Source organism: Aliisedimentitalea sp. MJ-SS2, from assembly GCF_032586155.1.
In the GTDB taxonomy this organism is placed as follows: Bacteria; Pseudomonadota; Alphaproteobacteria; order Rhodobacterales; family Rhodobacteraceae; genus JAWHTC01.
In genome coordinates, this window is sequence record NZ_JAWHTC010000004.1 from 143,651 (window position 1) to 156,885 (window position 13,235).

The window sequence follows — 13,235 nt, forward strand, 5'->3', positions numbered from 1 at the left end:
GTCATTGGTGCAGGCAAGGGAAGTCTGGCATGGCGGGCGGCGCACACATAACTGGCGACATTCCCGGAAAAACCGGCAAAATCCCCTAGGGGATACCCTAGGTTTGCGGATTTTCGGGTAAATTGGCGGTCATGCGGACCAAGTCGACCACTGATTTCGCCTCGTACTTTTTCAACAGGTTGGAGCGGTGAAATTCGACGGTTTTTGGACTAATGCCCAGCTGGCGGGCGATTTCCTTGGAAGACATGCCATCGGTGACCAATGTGAGGATCTCGCTTTCGCGCTGGGTGAGTTGCACCGGGGGCTGCGTGGGCATTGGGTCGTCCGATACCACAAGGTCGGGTGCCGGTTTGCGCCCGCGACGGATTTGCAGCCAGACCAGGAAAGCGGTGAGCAGGGCTGTAGCCGGGATCAGCAGGAACCATGTTGGGTCGATGGTGGTGCTCCCCGTGGTTGGATCGGTGCTGGCGATATAGGCGGCATCAAGTGAACGCGCCGAATGGTAGCTGAGCGGCGCACCCCAACCGTCGCGTAGAGCGTGGGTGGCACGTATTCTGGGCAGCTGGGTTTGCAGGAGGGCAAGGGCGGTGCGGTCGCGCAGCTCGGCCTGGGTGCCCGCCAGAGCCAGGAAGGGCCATTCCGGGTAGAGCCGGGTCGAGACCGCATCGGGGAAGGTGAAATTGGCGTTGGCGTTGAGCACCCGCAGCCTGGCGGGATCAAGACGGCCCTCGGCGGCCATGGTCTCGATCAGGCCCGAGCGGATGATGCCGATGTCGGTCTTGCCCGCCAGCACGTCATCAATGATGCGGTCCTGCGGGAAGCCGACAAAGGCGAGTTCCGCAAAATCGGAGAAAGGATCGACATCCTGGGCGGTGAATTCGCGCCAGGCGACTTGAAACCCGCCAAAGGCGCGGGGATCAACGGCGGTGACATGGCGGCCTGCGCTGTCCTTGAGGGTGGAGATGTCCGAACTGGTGGCGGTGATGATGGTGCTGCCGAACTCGGAGCGTTGCGAGCCATCCGAGAGGCGGCGGTGCAGGGTTGCGATCACGCTCATCGGGAATTGCCGTTCAAGGGCGACGTAATGGCCGGGATTGGTGATCAGGAAGTGCAGCGCGCCGGTCTCGATCAGAGGCCCGGCCGAAGCAAGGGTGACGGGGACGAATTCCACCGGCTGGTCGAGCGTCGCTGAAAGGTAAGTCTGAAGCGGGGTCCAGTAGCGGGCGACACCCGGTGAGCCGCGATGCGCCAGGATGCCGACACGGATGCCGCCGTCGGGTTCGTTATTCTGAGCGTTGGAGTTTAGAGCAGGCAGCACAATGGTGGCGAGCGCCAGCCCGCAAGCCACGATCCATCGCCATGCGAAGCGCATGTGCTGCGTGTCCTCCCTTTGGTCGCGGTGTGGGGTGGCTTGTTAGTCGCTTTGCAGCGCGCCGTTTTCCCATCTGCCGCTGTCTTCCTGGCCATCGGCATAGACCATTTTGCCCGCGCCCTGGCGTTTGCCCTTGAGGAAGGTGCCCTCATAGACGTCGCCATTGGCATAGGTGGCGATACCCCGGCCCGAGATTTCGCCATCCTGCCAGGCACCGGTATAGCGGAAGCCATCGGGCATGGCGATTTCGCCCTGACCGTGGCGCTGCCCGTCGGCAAAACCGCCCTTGTAGACGGTGCCATCAGGGTAGGTGGCTACCCCTTGCCCGTGGCGCTGGCCGTTTGCCCAGTCGCCCTCGTAACGGTAGCCATCGGCATAGGTCATTACACCCTGGCCGTGGTTCCTGGCGTTGAGGAACCCACCCTCGTAGGTGAGGCCGTTGGTATAGGTGGCCTTGCCATTGCCTTCGATCACGCCGGCCTTCCACTGGCCTTCATAGGTCGAGCCGTCGGGATAGGTAATCTTGCCCTCGCCATCGGCCAGGTCGGCGCGGAACTGGCCGACATAGATCGAGCCGTCGGGATAAGTCACCTCGCCAGTACCCTCGATCCGGCCGGCCACCCAGGTGCCGATATAGCGGTAGCCGTCGGCGCCGGTAAAGTTGCCCTGGCCCTCGCGTTTGTCATCTTTGAAGTCGCCCTCGTAGACATCGCCATTGGCATAGGTCACCTTGCCTTCGCCTTCGCGCCGTCCTGCCACCAGCGCACCGGTATAGACGTCGCCATTGGGCTGGGTCAGGGTGCCGGTGCCGTTGATCTGGCCATCCTTCCACAGCCCCTTGTAGATCAGCCCGTCGGGCATGGTGAGCGTGCCTTCGCCCTCGCGCGCGCCCTTGACGATCTGGCCGTCATAGATCGCGCCGTCGGGGTAGGTGATCTTGCCCATGCCGTCCTTGACGCCGTTCACCCAGCTGCCTTCGTAGACATAGCCGTTGGGCGAGCGCATGGTGCCGTGGCCGTGATGCATGGCGTTGCGGAAGCCGCCATCATAGCTGACCCCGTTGGCATAGGCCGCAATGCCTTCGCCCATGATCTTGCCGTCTTCCCACGATCCCTCGTAGGTGCCGCCATCGGAAAACACGATCTTGCCCAACCCGTTGGGCTTGCCCTTGGCAAAGTCGCCCTCGTAGACCGACCCGTTGGGGAAGCGGGCCACGCCCTTGCCCTTGATCTCGCCTTCGACCCATTCGCCGGAATACTCATAGCCATTGGGCAGCCGATAGGTGCCCTGGCCATGCTGCAGCCCATCCTGGAAGGTGCCTTCATAGACGCCGCCATCGTCATATTGCTTGGTCTGGACCTCACCCTGTTGGGCCATTGCGGGCAGGGCAAGCACGACGATCATGGCGGTGCTGGCCAGAAGAGATGTGAGCGGTCTTGGCATTTTTTGGTTCGGCCCCCTGATTGACCCGCGCCGCGTTGTTTTCGATTGGGCACGGGTGCGGGAAATCTAGGGCAGCGGCGGCGGGCAGGCAACGTGTTTTCCCCAAAGCGTTCCCCGGTTTCGTTAAATCAGCGGTTTTTGGCGAGGCAAGCGCAATGCAGACATGTTGCGCGGCGGCCCACCTTTTACCTGCCGGGGACAAGGCGGGAGACTGTGATTCAGCTTTCCCTTGCCGGGTGTTCTGATAAATCTTGGCGCGACAGACGCGTGAACAGGCAAAAGGTGCGGGCGAATGGGTGACAGGTTTCGACTGACTTTGGCTCAGCTCAACCCGACGGTGGGTGATCTGGAGGGCAATGCCGCCAAAGCGCGCAAGGCCTGGGACAAGGCACGCGAGGCGGAAGCCGACATGGTGGCCTTTCCCGAGATGTTCATCACTGGCTACAACACCCAGGACCTGATCATGAAGCCGGTGTTTCACCAGGCGGCGATTGCCACGATCGAGGCATTGGCGGCGGATTGCGCCGATGGGCCGGCGATTGCCATCGGCGGTCCGGCGCTGGAGGGGGCGTCGCTTTACAACGGTTATTACATCTGCCGGGGTGGCAAGATCGTGACCAAAGTGCTGAAACACCACCTGCCCAATGAGACCGTGTTCGACGAGGTCCGCATTTACGACAACGGCCCGATGGGTGGGCCTTACGCGATCGGCAATGTGCGCATCGGTTCGCCGATCTGCGAGGATGCCTGGCACGAAGACGTGGCCGAGACCCTGGCCGAAACCGGGGCCGAGTTCCTGTTGGTCCCGAACGGCTCGCCCTATTACCGCAACAAATTCGACGTGCGCGCCAACATGATGGTGGCGCGGGTGGTCGAGACCGGTTTGCCGCTGGTCTATCTCAACATGGTCGGCGGGCAGGATGACCAGGTGTTTGATGGTGGTACCTTCGTGCTGAACCCGCATGGCGAGTTGGCGGTGCAGATGCCGGTGTTTGATGAATGCGTGTCCCATGTGGATTTCATCCGAGGCGACGAAGGCTGGAAGGCCGTGCCCGGCGACAAGGCGCATCTGCCGGATGAATGGGAGCAGGATTACCGCTGCATGGTCGAGAGCTTGCGCGATTACATGGGCAAGACCGGGTTCAAGAAGGTTCTGCTGGGCCTGTCGGGCGGGATCGATTCGGCCATCGTCGCGACGATTGCCGCCGATGCGCTGGGTCCCGAAAATGTGCGCTGCGTCATGCTGCCGTCGGAATATACCTCCGAGCATTCACTGGAAGACGCCAGGGCGGTGGCCGAGGCGCTGGGCTGTGCCTATGATTTCGTGCCGATTTCGGCCTCGCGCGCGGCGGTGACGGAAACGCTCTCCCCGCTTTTTGCGGGTCTCGCGGCAGATGTGACCGAAGAGAACATTCAGTCGCGCCTGCGGGGGCTTTTGTTGATGGCGATGAGCAACAAGTTCGGAGAAATGCTGCTGACCACCGGCAACAAGTCCGAGGTCGCGGTCGGCTATGCCACGATCTATGGCGACATGGCGGGCGGCTATAACCCGATCAAGGATCTCTACAAAACGCGGGTGTTCGAGACCTGTCGCTGGCGCAATGCCAACCACCGCCCCGAGTGGATGATGGGACCGGCGGGTGAGGTGATCCCGCCGCGGGTGATCGACAAGCCCCCCACGGCCGAACTGCGCGAGGACCAGAAGGACGAGGATTCGCTGCCGCCTTACGAGGTGCTGGATGGTATCCTGACCATGCTGGTGGATGGCGAGGCCAGCGTCAGCGATTGCGTGGCCGCCGGCTATGAGCGCGACGTGGTCAAACGGGTCGAACACCTGATTTACATCAGTGAATACAAGCGCTTCCAATCGGCACCGGGGGCACGTCTGACGCCGCGTGCCTTCTGGTTGGACCGGCGCTATCCGATCGTCAATCGCTGGCGCGACCCAGGGTGACGGGTACTTGACCCTCGGCGTTGCGGCTGCGGTGAGCATCTGGAACGAGTATTTGAGCAAAGAAAGAGATACGGGTTCTTTCTTTGTGAAAATACTCACATCCAACATTTGCTACATGCGCCGCAGTTGCAGGTTTTCCCCAACACGTGCACCGCGCCCAGCCGAACGTGAGCTCGGCGCCCGCCGCGATGGCGTCAGCCAGCGCAAAACCTCCTAGGTGGCGCCATTCTTCAGCAAAAGCCGCGCACCGGGGCCGGAGGCCGCCACTGCATCATCGGGATTGTAGAGGCGACACCTGTCCAGGCTCAAACAGCCGCAGCCGATACAGCCGTCAAGATCGTCTCGCAGGCGTTCGAGTGTCGCGATCCGATCATCCAGCGCCGCGCGGAAACGGCGCGATATCCGCGCCCAGTCGCGAGCGGTGGGGGTGCGGGCGTCGGGCAGGGAGGCGAGGGTGTCGCGGATCTGCGGCAGAGTGAACCCCAGCCCCTGGGCGATCTTGATAAAGCTAAGGCGGCGGATGTCGGCGCGGGCAAACCGTCGCTGACCCGAAGCTGCTCGGACAGAGCGGATGAGGCCCTTGTCCTCGTAAAATCGGATTGCCGAGACGGCGAGGCCGGTGCGCTTCGCAATGAACCCGATGGGTAGCATATCCTCAGGAGACGGGGGCAGGCGGGCGGATTTTCGAGTCATGAAAAAACCTCTTGACCTCAAGTTAGGTTGAGAAATTAGCGTGGCCGCGAACAACATGCAAAGGAGACGTGAAATGGCAACGATATTGGAACATGTGAACGTGACGGTCAGCGATCTGAACCGCTCGGTGGCGCTGGTCGAGGACTTGTTTGGCTGGCGCGTCCGCTGGCGTGGCGGGGCAATCCATGGCGGCGAAAGCGCCCATGTCGGTGATGATGGCACCTATGTGGCGCTCTATCAGCATGCCAACCAGGTCGGGGAGAAGGTGGATACCTATCGCACCACGGGTGGGCTGAACCATATCGGCGTGGTGGTTGAGGACCTGGATGCTGTCGAGGCCAAGGTGAAGGCAGCGGGGCTGGAGACCCACAGCCATGCGGATTACGAACCGGGACGGCGGTTCTATTTCAACGATCATGATGGCACCGAGTGGGAGGTGGTCAGCTATGGGTAACATGGCTTGCGAAACGTCGGCCCGGCCGGGAGTGGTTTCCGGCCTGCTGGCCCGCCTTCACCAACACGACATGCGGGTGCGCCGCCTGTTGGGCATTCGAGGCCGGTCTCGCAACGTGATTGCGTCGAGCAACATCGGAAATGGTGTTTCCGGTGACGATCCGCCGGGTTCGTTTGCTGAAAGAAAGCGGCCGGATGCGCGGGCCACGCTCCGTTTCGCGCCGCCCCCCTTTGGCGCTATGTGATATTTCGGAAAAGGGATAGGCTGCCCCAATGTCTGAGAACAAGACCGAGCCCACGGATGCGGATGTGGCCGCGTACCTGGCGCAAGTGGAGCCCCAGCGGCGCCGCGAGGATGCGGAGCAGCTGGACGAGGTTTTCCGCCGTGTTACCGGGTTCCTACCGCGGTTGTGGGGGCCGTCGATCATTGGCTATGGGCGCTATCACTACCGCTATGATAGCGGGCGCGAGGGCGATTTCCTGGCCACGGGATTTGCGCCGAGAAAGGCCAGCCTGGTGATCTATATCATGCCGGGATACGCGGATTTCAGCGAAATCCTGGGCCGGTTGGGCAAGCACCGGCTGGGAAAATCCTGCCTTTATATCAACAAGATGTCAGATATTAATAAAGCGATACTGGAAGAGTTGATCCGGGCCGGGTTGGAGGATCTGGGGCGGCGTTGGGATGTCTTGCCGGAATAGATGCGTAGCGACAGGTGCGCAAGAGGCGCACTCTACTTCCACCATTCGTCGATGCTGGCGATGTCATCGTCGGACCAGCCGAAATGGTGGGCAAACTCGTGCACGGTGACATGGGCGACAAGCTCGGCCAGGGTGATGTTGCCCCGCGCCCGCCATTCATCGAGGACCGGTTCGCGGAACAGCCACACTGTGTCCGGGCCGATCGGTTGGTGGAACACAGATTTCTCGGTCAGCGGGATGCCGGAATACAGCCCGGTCAACTCGTAAGGGTCGGTGATGTCGAGATCGCGCAGGATGTCCGCGGGTGGCCAGTCGACGACGCAGATCGCCACCTCGCGGGCAAGATCACCGAAAGGCGCGGGGAAGCGGGCAACGGTGTCGCGGGCGATCTGCTCGAATTCGGCCAAGCTGGGTGTTTGTGTGGTCATGTGTCCAGATATGGGCCGGGGCGGCGGGAAAGAAAAGCTGCTGAAACCTTGCACGCTTCGGCCCGTTGCGCTTCGATGGCGTGATGTTGGGAGGAATCGAGATGTTTTTAAGACAGGCAATGATTGGTTTTGGTGTTTTTGCGGTCATGTCCGGGGCGGCCTGGGCAGGTGAATTGGCGCCGCGCTATTCGCAGATGGGGCAGATGCAGGTCGAAATGGGCGATGAGGTTCTGGACCTAGTGATTGCCTATGACAAGGAAAAGCAGCGCGGTTATGCCACGCAGAAGATGATCATGGGATCGCATCTGACCATTAACTCCGCGGCGAGAGCGGTAGATGACAGCGGTCAGTTCATATCGCCCATGGTGCAGGTGACGCTGCAGCAGCAGAGTGGCAAGTTCAAGATGCTGTCGGCGGAGCTGTACGACGAGCAGGGCTATGACGCACCGATGGCGATGGGAGCTGATGGCGGGAAGGGTGCGGTGACCGAGCTCACCTTTGAAAATAACCGGCTGGACGCGGTGGTTGAGGGCGAGTTTATACGGCTGGTTGGTTACATGAAGGGGGACGCCAAGCCTGCAGACGGGGTTGCGCCGGTGCCGGTTACGATCCGGTGGAGTGTGGAGCTTGCACCGCTGAAGTGAGCGGCGAGGGGTAAGCCGGGCTGAAGCCCGGCCTACGATTGTTTTAGCCGTCCATCATCATTTGGTAGCTGGCGGCCACATAGTGGAACCCGTCGCCGCGAGTTTCGACATAGCCCATGGCGGGCCAGGGCATGTGGTAGCCGATGAAGGGGATATTGTCGGCGGCGAGCATGCCGAGAACCTTGCGCCGTGTCTGGGCAGCCATTGCCTTGTCACGGTCGAACTTGACCTCCCAATCGGGATAAGCGAGCGACCAGACATAGTGGTTGGCGAAATCGGCGGCGATCAGCAGTTGCTGACCTTCGCTTTCCAGCATGTAGGTCATGTGGCCCGGCGTGTGGCCGAAGGCGGCCATGGCGGTTATGCCCGAGGTGACCGAGCCCCCATCATCAAGCATGGCCATGTTGTCGGCGACGGGGCGGACATTTGCCTCGAACTTCTCGTTACCGGCCATATCCCAGGCATCGAACTCGGCTGCGCCGGTGACGTAGGCGGCATTGTTAAAGGTCGGGGAGCCTTGGTTCATCATGCCACCGATATGGTCGCCATGCATGTGGGTGAGCACCACCTTGTCGATCTGGTCTGGCATGTAGCCAGCGGCCTTGAGCGCGCCCGAGATGCCGCCGGCGTTGAGTCCTGTATCGAACAGGATCAGTTCGGACCCGGTATTGACCACGGTGGGGGTGAAGAAGAACTGTGCCTTGTTGGTGGGAATGTTGGCGGCGGCCGAGGCGGCGGCAAAGTCTTCGGCCGAGACATTCATGCCGAAAATGTTCTGCGGGCCGGGTACGGTTCGGGTACCAGCCAGAAGCGCGGTGACCTCGAAGCTGCCCAGTTTGAAGCGATTGAACCGGGTGGTGGCAATGCCAAGCATCTCGGCGGCAGCGAAGGCGGGGGACGCCGCGACCGTTGCGAGCGGCAGGGCGGCGGCACCCATCAGGGTGGCACGGCGGGTGATGGAAAAGGCAGGGTTTTCTTTGGTCATGGCGGCCTCGTGTTCAATGTCTTCGCAGGAATTGTTTGCAAGCTTAGCGCGAAATGCTGCAACCGAGGGATCACGACAGCGTGACCTCCCGTGTCACTGCGCAGGCCGATCTGTGCAGGAATGCGCAGTTGGCGAGAGCGCCTAGGGCAGGAAGAAGGTGGCTGTGGCGGTTGCGACCGGTTTGTCCGACGGTTCGGCGACCATTGTGGCACGGGCAAACATCAGGGCCTTGCCGGCGCGGACGATCTCGGCCTCGCAGCGCACGCTGTCACCGGTGCCAGGGCGCAGGAAGACGGTGTCGAGATTGGTGGTGGCGACGGGTCGAAACTCGCCCATGTGTCCGGCGCAGGCAAAGACCATCGAAGTATCTGCCATGGCCGCCAGCGCTTGGCCGGAGAGAATGCCGCCGACACGCGCCAGCGCTGGGGTGATCGGCATCCGCAGGGTGGCCCCGGAGGGTCCGATTTCGGCGATGGTCAGGTCGAGCGCCTGGACCCAGTCGGCGAAGTTGTCGGCAAGAAATTGCTGGGCTGTGTCGGTGGTCAAACTCATGGGTGTCCTTTCGGCCTGTTCGTCGTGATGCGTCGCGCGAGTGTGGCATGATGGGCGTGATGGTTCCAGCGCCGCGACGGGTTGCGCCTCACCGGGACGTGAGGGCTGGCGGCGATCCAGGTCATTGATTTTCCATGCCAAAGGGGCCATGATTCCCGAAAAGCGCAGGCATAAGAAAGGCGCGGTGGAGATGAGCAGGACATTTTTTTCGCTTGCAGGAGCGATGATGACCGTGGGCCTGATCGGGGCCTGTACCGATATGGCGCCCAGCCCGGGGCGCGAAACCTACACGCATTATTGTGCCAGTTGTCATGGCAACAGCGCCGTGGGCGACGGGCCGATCGCCGACAGTCTGCCGGTGCCGCCAGCGGATCTGACGGTGCTGAGGCTTGCCAATGACGGGGCATTTCCGACCGAACACGTGATGGCGACCGTTTATGGTTATCCTGGCAAACATGCGTTTTCGGCCATGCCCGAATTCGGCCCGCTCCTGGAAGGACCCAAGCAGATCTGGGTCTCGCCCAAGGGCGAGGAGATCATGACGCCAGTGGCGCTGCTGGAACTGGTCAGTTACCTGGGAACTTTGCAGCGCTAGGAGTTGCGGTGGGCCGCGTGATGCGGATCATGGGGTGCAACGCGGGAATCGGTTATACTTGAGCGCGAGGGGCTCAGGGTGCGAAAGGATGAGGTTATGAAGATATTCAGCTATGTTCTGGGGGCAATTGTGCTGATCTCTGCCTCCGGAGCTGCGTCGGCGCAGGACGCGATGGAAGGAGCGGTGCTTTATGAGCGCCACTGTGCGACGTGCCATGGGCTTGATGCCAAGGGGGGTGGCCCAATGGCCGGGGTGCTGCTTGTACCGCCGGCGGACCTGACGCGATTGGCAGCCAGTGAAGAAGGGGGCAACTTCCCTCTGCTCCGGGTGGTGCGACGGATTGACGGGCGCGACCCGCTGGTGGCGCATGGCTCGCCCATGCCGGTCTATGGCGATTTCTTCGAAGGCGATGACACGGCAATGAAAACCGCTAGTGGACAGCCGTTGTTGACCAGCAGGCCGGTGGCCGATCTGGTGACCTATCTGAAGGAGATACAGCAATGAGACGCCTGGCGGTTGCGGGTCTGTTCGGGGTGGGGGTTGCTGCGGCCTGTGCCCTGGCGGAAATGCCCGGACCGGACGAGGGGGCGGCTCTGTTTGCCGAGAATTGCGCCATGTGCCACGGCCCCGATGCGCGCGGAACCGGCGAGCTGGCTGAGGAAATTCGCGTCGAGCTGGGCCGCAAGCCCGCCGATCTGACCCGGCTGGCACAGGCCAACAAGGGGGTGTTCCCGCGGGCCGAGGTTCTGTCCTATATCGATGGCTATACACGAGGCCGGTTGCCGGATCAGAATATGCCGGAATTCGGCCTTCTGCTGGAAGGGCCGAGTGTGCCGGTGGACAGCGGCGACGGGGTGATGAGCCCGGCGCCAAGACCCCTGGTGGCCTTGATGGTTTATCTTGAAAGCATCCAGCGCTGATCCAAATGCGCGCCTGACGGCGCAAGATTTTCCTCGACCCCTCCTCCTGACCTCCTCCCTTGTGGGAGGAGGAACATGGGCGTGCGCGGCCCCTTGGCTTGCAGGGATTTGGGCCTGTTGAGGGGGAGGATTTGAGTATTTGGACAAAGCAAGAGACTAGGCGGTTTGGCGCGTGATGTCACGGGCGGCGGCCATGGCCGAGGACCAGGCCCATTGGAAATTGTAGCCGCCGAGCCATCCCGTGACATCAAGGCATTCGCCGATGAAATAGAGCCCGGGCCGGGCGGCGGCCATCATGGTTTTCGAGCTGATCTGGTCGGTGGCGATGCCACCGGCGGTGACCTCGGCGGTGCGGTAGCCTTCGGTGCCCGACGGGGTGAGCTGCCAGTTGTGCAGACTGTCGGCAAGCGCGCGCAGCGCAGCGTCAGATTGATCCGCCAGGTTGCCAGAGAGATCTAGGGTCTCGGCAAGGTATTGAGCAAGCCGCGCGGGCAGGTGGGCGGAGAGCGCGGTTCCCATCTGTCTGCGCCCCTCATACTGGCGTTGCGATTTCAAGGCGTCGAACAGCGGCGCCGCGGGGGAGAGGTCGAGCGAGATCGGTGTGCCGGGTTGCCAGAAGGACGAAATTTGCAGGATTGCAGGGCCGGAGAGACCGCGATGGGTGAAAAGCAGGGCTTCGTCGAAGGAGACGTCACTGGTCGAAGCGCGGACGGGCAGCGCCGTGCCGGATAACGAGACAAAGCGGCCGTCGGGAAAAGTGAACGGCACCAGCGCCGGGCGGGTCTGGGTCAGTGAAAGGCCGAACTGCCTGGCGATGTCATAGGCCAGCCCAGTGGCGCCCATCTTGGGGATCGATTTGCCCCCTGTGGCGATGACAAGGTTGCGGGCTTTGACGGTTCGTCGGGTGTTGCCACGCGCCAGAGTGGCGGTGAAATGGCTGCCATCATGGCCGAGTTCGGTGAGTGAGGTTTCCAGTTGTAGCGTTGCCCCGGCCCGGGCAACAAGACCGGTCAGCATGTCGACAATTTGTGTGGCCTTGTCGTCGCAGAAGAGCTGTCCAAGGGTTTTTTCGTGCCATGTGATGCCATGGTCCGAGATCAAAGAGATGAAATCCCACTGGCTATAGCGTGCCAGGGCGGATTTGCAGAAATGCGGGTTCGATCCGTGAAAATTGGCTGCCGTGACATCGAGATTCGTGAAATTGCAGCGCCCGCCACCGGAGATCCGGATCTTCTCGCCCGGGCGTTTGGCGTGATCGATGATCAACGTTGACGGCCCTGCATGGGCCGCGCACATCAGGCCGGCCGCACCCGCGCCGAGGATGAGGGTTTCGATCTCCATGTCCCCGGTTGGCAAAGCGCAGCGGGCGGGTCAAGGGGCATTGGGCCCGGTCAGGGACAATGGACCCGTTTATGGGCCCGCAGAGCGGCGCGCAGGGCATCGGCGCGTGCAAGCGCGACTGGCAGAACGTGCAGTTTGGGAGCGGAGACGGACAAGGTGGTAAACGCGTCCCGGGTTGGATCGCGCCGTGTCATGAAGAGGGTGAAGTTGCGGCTGGCGAATGGGCCATGGGTGCCGGACATCATGCCGGCATGGAGCCGGGTGAGCGCGACGGCGCTTTCGGCGATCCGGTTTTGCGAATAGGCACCTTGGCGGAGTTTGAGAGGTGACAGGCGAGCGGCCTGATTTCGGTTGCGGATTGCCTTTTGCTGCGCTTGTGACGGGGCCGCGTCAGACAGCACCCGAAGCGTCAGCCCGTTGCGCGAGCTGAATTTCGGACGGGCTGCGAGGGGCAGGGCCCGCGGCCCCACGTCATAGTCGGCAAGGTTCAGGCGGATGAGCCAATGGTTACGGATCTGACGCTTGGTGGAATGGTGTTTGAAGGCCAGATCACAGCCGTTGATGGCGACAAGCTCGGTGATATCGGTGTTCTGGTCGTCCTCGTGGATCGGGATCGAGGGGAAGAAGGCCGAGAGTGCCTCTTGCGCCGCAAGGGGGGTGGGCAGGAGCAGTGCGGCGAGGAGTAAGGGGCGCAGGAACATGGAGTTGAAAAAACGCATGGGCTGAATGTAGGAGGCACGCCCCGGATTTGAAAGAGTCGGGGCTGTGCCGACCCGTCATCTGGTCGGAAACAGGGGTGATGCGGTGAATTGGGGCCAACCAAGGAAAGGACCGCGAGATGAGGCTGCCGCGTTTTGGGGATCGGGACGGGCAAAGTTGCCGTGCTATCCGGATGGGGAAGGGCGCGCGCGATGTCTCGGGCCCTTTGCGGATTCCGGGCCGGAGACGCTGTCGCCCGATCTGTTGGCGCGTCTGGGCGTCGTGGTGGCCGAGGACCTGCCGCTGGCGGATGTGGCGGCCAAAACGCCCGACGGCTGTGTGTCACTATCAGAGTGGGTGTGACGCCCGGCAAGTCATGTGTTCCATGCCGGATGGATGCGGGGGTGGGCAGAGAGGAGTGAAACGAATCACGTCCTTCCCTAAAACGAATCAC

16 protein-coding genes are annotated in these 13,235 nt (G+C 62.0%); 8 read left to right on the forward strand and 8 right to left on the reverse strand.

The features are described from left to right. Window positions 1–97: 97 nt before the first annotated feature. Both RXV86_RS15870 and RXV86_RS15875 read right to left on the reverse strand, forming a co-directional pair. Window positions 98–1,372: a PhnD/SsuA/transferrin family substrate-binding protein gene (locus RXV86_RS15870; protein ID WP_316301233.1), complete on the reverse strand. Its 1,275-nt coding sequence runs from the start codon at window positions 1,370–1,372 to the stop codon at window positions 98–100. Between the two features lie 42 nt (window positions 1,373–1,414). Further along, entirely contained in the window at window positions 1,415–2,815 is a 1,401-nt protein-coding gene (locus tag RXV86_RS15875; RefSeq protein WP_316301234.1) for a 2-isopropylmalate synthase, read from the reverse strand. 292 nt (window positions 2,816–3,107) lie between these two features. Here RXV86_RS15875 and RXV86_RS15880 point away from each other — a divergent pair, with 292 nt between their 5' ends. After that, a complete protein-coding gene (locus RXV86_RS15880; RefSeq protein ID WP_316301235.1) occupies window positions 3,108–4,769 on the forward strand; it encodes an NAD+ synthase in 1,662 nt (553 codons plus the stop codon). A 213-nt stretch (window positions 4,770–4,982) separates the two neighbouring features. On the opposite strand, the gene soxR is transcribed toward RXV86_RS15880, so the two are convergent. After that, the gene (gene soxR / locus RXV86_RS15885; RefSeq protein WP_316301236.1) at window positions 4,983–5,462 is read right to left on the reverse strand and encodes a redox-sensitive transcriptional activator SoxR; all 480 of its coding nucleotides are present in this window, start codon (window positions 5,460–5,462) and stop codon (window positions 4,983–4,985) included. A 73-nt stretch (window positions 5,463–5,535) separates the two neighbouring features. Here soxR and RXV86_RS15890 point away from each other — a divergent pair, with 73 nt between their 5' ends. Both RXV86_RS15890 and RXV86_RS15895 read left to right on the forward strand, forming a co-directional pair. Beyond that, window positions 5,536–5,916 (forward strand): VOC family protein, encoded by a 381-nt coding sequence (locus tag RXV86_RS15890; RefSeq protein ID WP_316301237.1) that lies wholly within the window; start codon window positions 5,536–5,538, stop codon window positions 5,914–5,916. Between the two features lie 272 nt (window positions 5,917–6,188). After that, window positions 6,189–6,617 carry a DUF1801 domain-containing protein gene (locus RXV86_RS15895; protein WP_316301239.1) on the forward strand — a complete coding sequence of 143 codons (429 nt, stop codon included), beginning with the start codon at window positions 6,189–6,191 and terminating at the stop codon, window positions 6,615–6,617. Between the two features lie 32 nt (window positions 6,618–6,649). Here the strand turns inward: RXV86_RS15895 and RXV86_RS15900 are convergent, their stop codons facing one another. Continuing rightward, complete coding sequence (locus RXV86_RS15900) at window positions 6,650–7,045, reverse strand: metallopeptidase family protein (RefSeq protein ID WP_316301241.1); 396 nt, start codon at window positions 7,043–7,045, stop codon at window positions 6,650–6,652. An 83-nt stretch (window positions 7,046–7,128) separates the two neighbouring features. Here RXV86_RS15900 and RXV86_RS15905 point away from each other — a divergent pair, with 83 nt between their 5' ends. Further along, complete coding sequence (locus tag RXV86_RS15905) at window positions 7,129–7,689, forward strand: hypothetical protein (RefSeq protein ID WP_316301243.1); 561 nt, start codon at window positions 7,129–7,131, stop codon at window positions 7,687–7,689. A 43-nt stretch (window positions 7,690–7,732) separates the two neighbouring features. Here RXV86_RS15905 and RXV86_RS15910 read toward each other — a convergent pair whose 3' ends face one another. Together RXV86_RS15910 and RXV86_RS15915 are read right to left on the reverse strand one after the other, a co-directional pair. Continuing rightward, complete coding sequence (locus RXV86_RS15910; RefSeq protein WP_316301244.1) at window positions 7,733–8,674, reverse strand: MBL fold metallo-hydrolase; 942 nt, start codon at window positions 8,672–8,674, stop codon at window positions 7,733–7,735. A gap of 141 nt (window positions 8,675–8,815) precedes the next feature. Beyond that, window positions 8,816–9,226: a PaaI family thioesterase gene (locus RXV86_RS15915; RefSeq protein ID WP_316301245.1), complete on the reverse strand. Its 411-nt coding sequence runs from the start codon at window positions 9,224–9,226 to the stop codon at window positions 8,816–8,818. A gap of 190 nt (window positions 9,227–9,416) precedes the next feature. Here RXV86_RS15915 and RXV86_RS15920 point away from each other — a divergent pair, with 190 nt between their 5' ends. The 3 genes from RXV86_RS15920 to RXV86_RS15930 all read left to right on the forward strand — a co-directional run bounded on the left by RXV86_RS15920 (window position 9,417) and on the right by RXV86_RS15930 (window position 10,741). Beyond that, complete coding sequence (locus RXV86_RS15920) at window positions 9,417–9,821, forward strand: cytochrome c (protein WP_316301246.1); 405 nt, start codon at window positions 9,417–9,419, stop codon at window positions 9,819–9,821. A 96-nt stretch (window positions 9,822–9,917) separates the two neighbouring features. Continuing rightward, window positions 9,918–10,325 carry a cytochrome c gene (locus RXV86_RS15925; RefSeq protein WP_316301248.1) on the forward strand — a complete coding sequence of 136 codons (408 nt, stop codon included), beginning with the start codon at window positions 9,918–9,920 and terminating at the stop codon, window positions 10,323–10,325. After that, on the forward strand, window positions 10,322–10,741 hold the full coding sequence (locus RXV86_RS15930) for a c-type cytochrome (RefSeq protein ID WP_316301249.1): 420 nt from the start codon (window positions 10,322–10,324) through the stop codon (window positions 10,739–10,741). Before RXV86_RS15925 ends, RXV86_RS15930 begins: the two co-directional genes overlap by 4 nt. Before the next feature lie 156 nt (window positions 10,742–10,897). Here the strand turns inward: RXV86_RS15930 and RXV86_RS15935 are convergent, their stop codons facing one another. Together RXV86_RS15935 and RXV86_RS15940 are read right to left on the reverse strand one after the other, a co-directional pair. Continuing rightward, window positions 10,898–12,082: an NAD(P)/FAD-dependent oxidoreductase gene (locus RXV86_RS15935; protein ID WP_316301250.1), complete on the reverse strand. Its 1,185-nt coding sequence runs from the start codon at window positions 12,080–12,082 to the stop codon at window positions 10,898–10,900. Between the two features lie 50 nt (window positions 12,083–12,132). Next, a complete protein-coding gene (locus tag RXV86_RS15940; RefSeq protein WP_316301251.1) occupies window positions 12,133–12,801 on the reverse strand; it encodes a hypothetical protein in 669 nt (222 codons plus the stop codon). Between the two features lie 157 nt (window positions 12,802–12,958). Between RXV86_RS15940 and RXV86_RS15945 the strand changes: the two genes are divergently transcribed. Beyond that, window positions 12,959–13,144, forward strand: a complete 186-nt coding sequence (locus RXV86_RS15945; protein ID WP_316301252.1) for a hypothetical protein — start codon at window positions 12,959–12,961, stop codon at window positions 13,142–13,144. The last annotated feature ends 91 nt before the right edge of the window (window positions 13,145–13,235 follow it).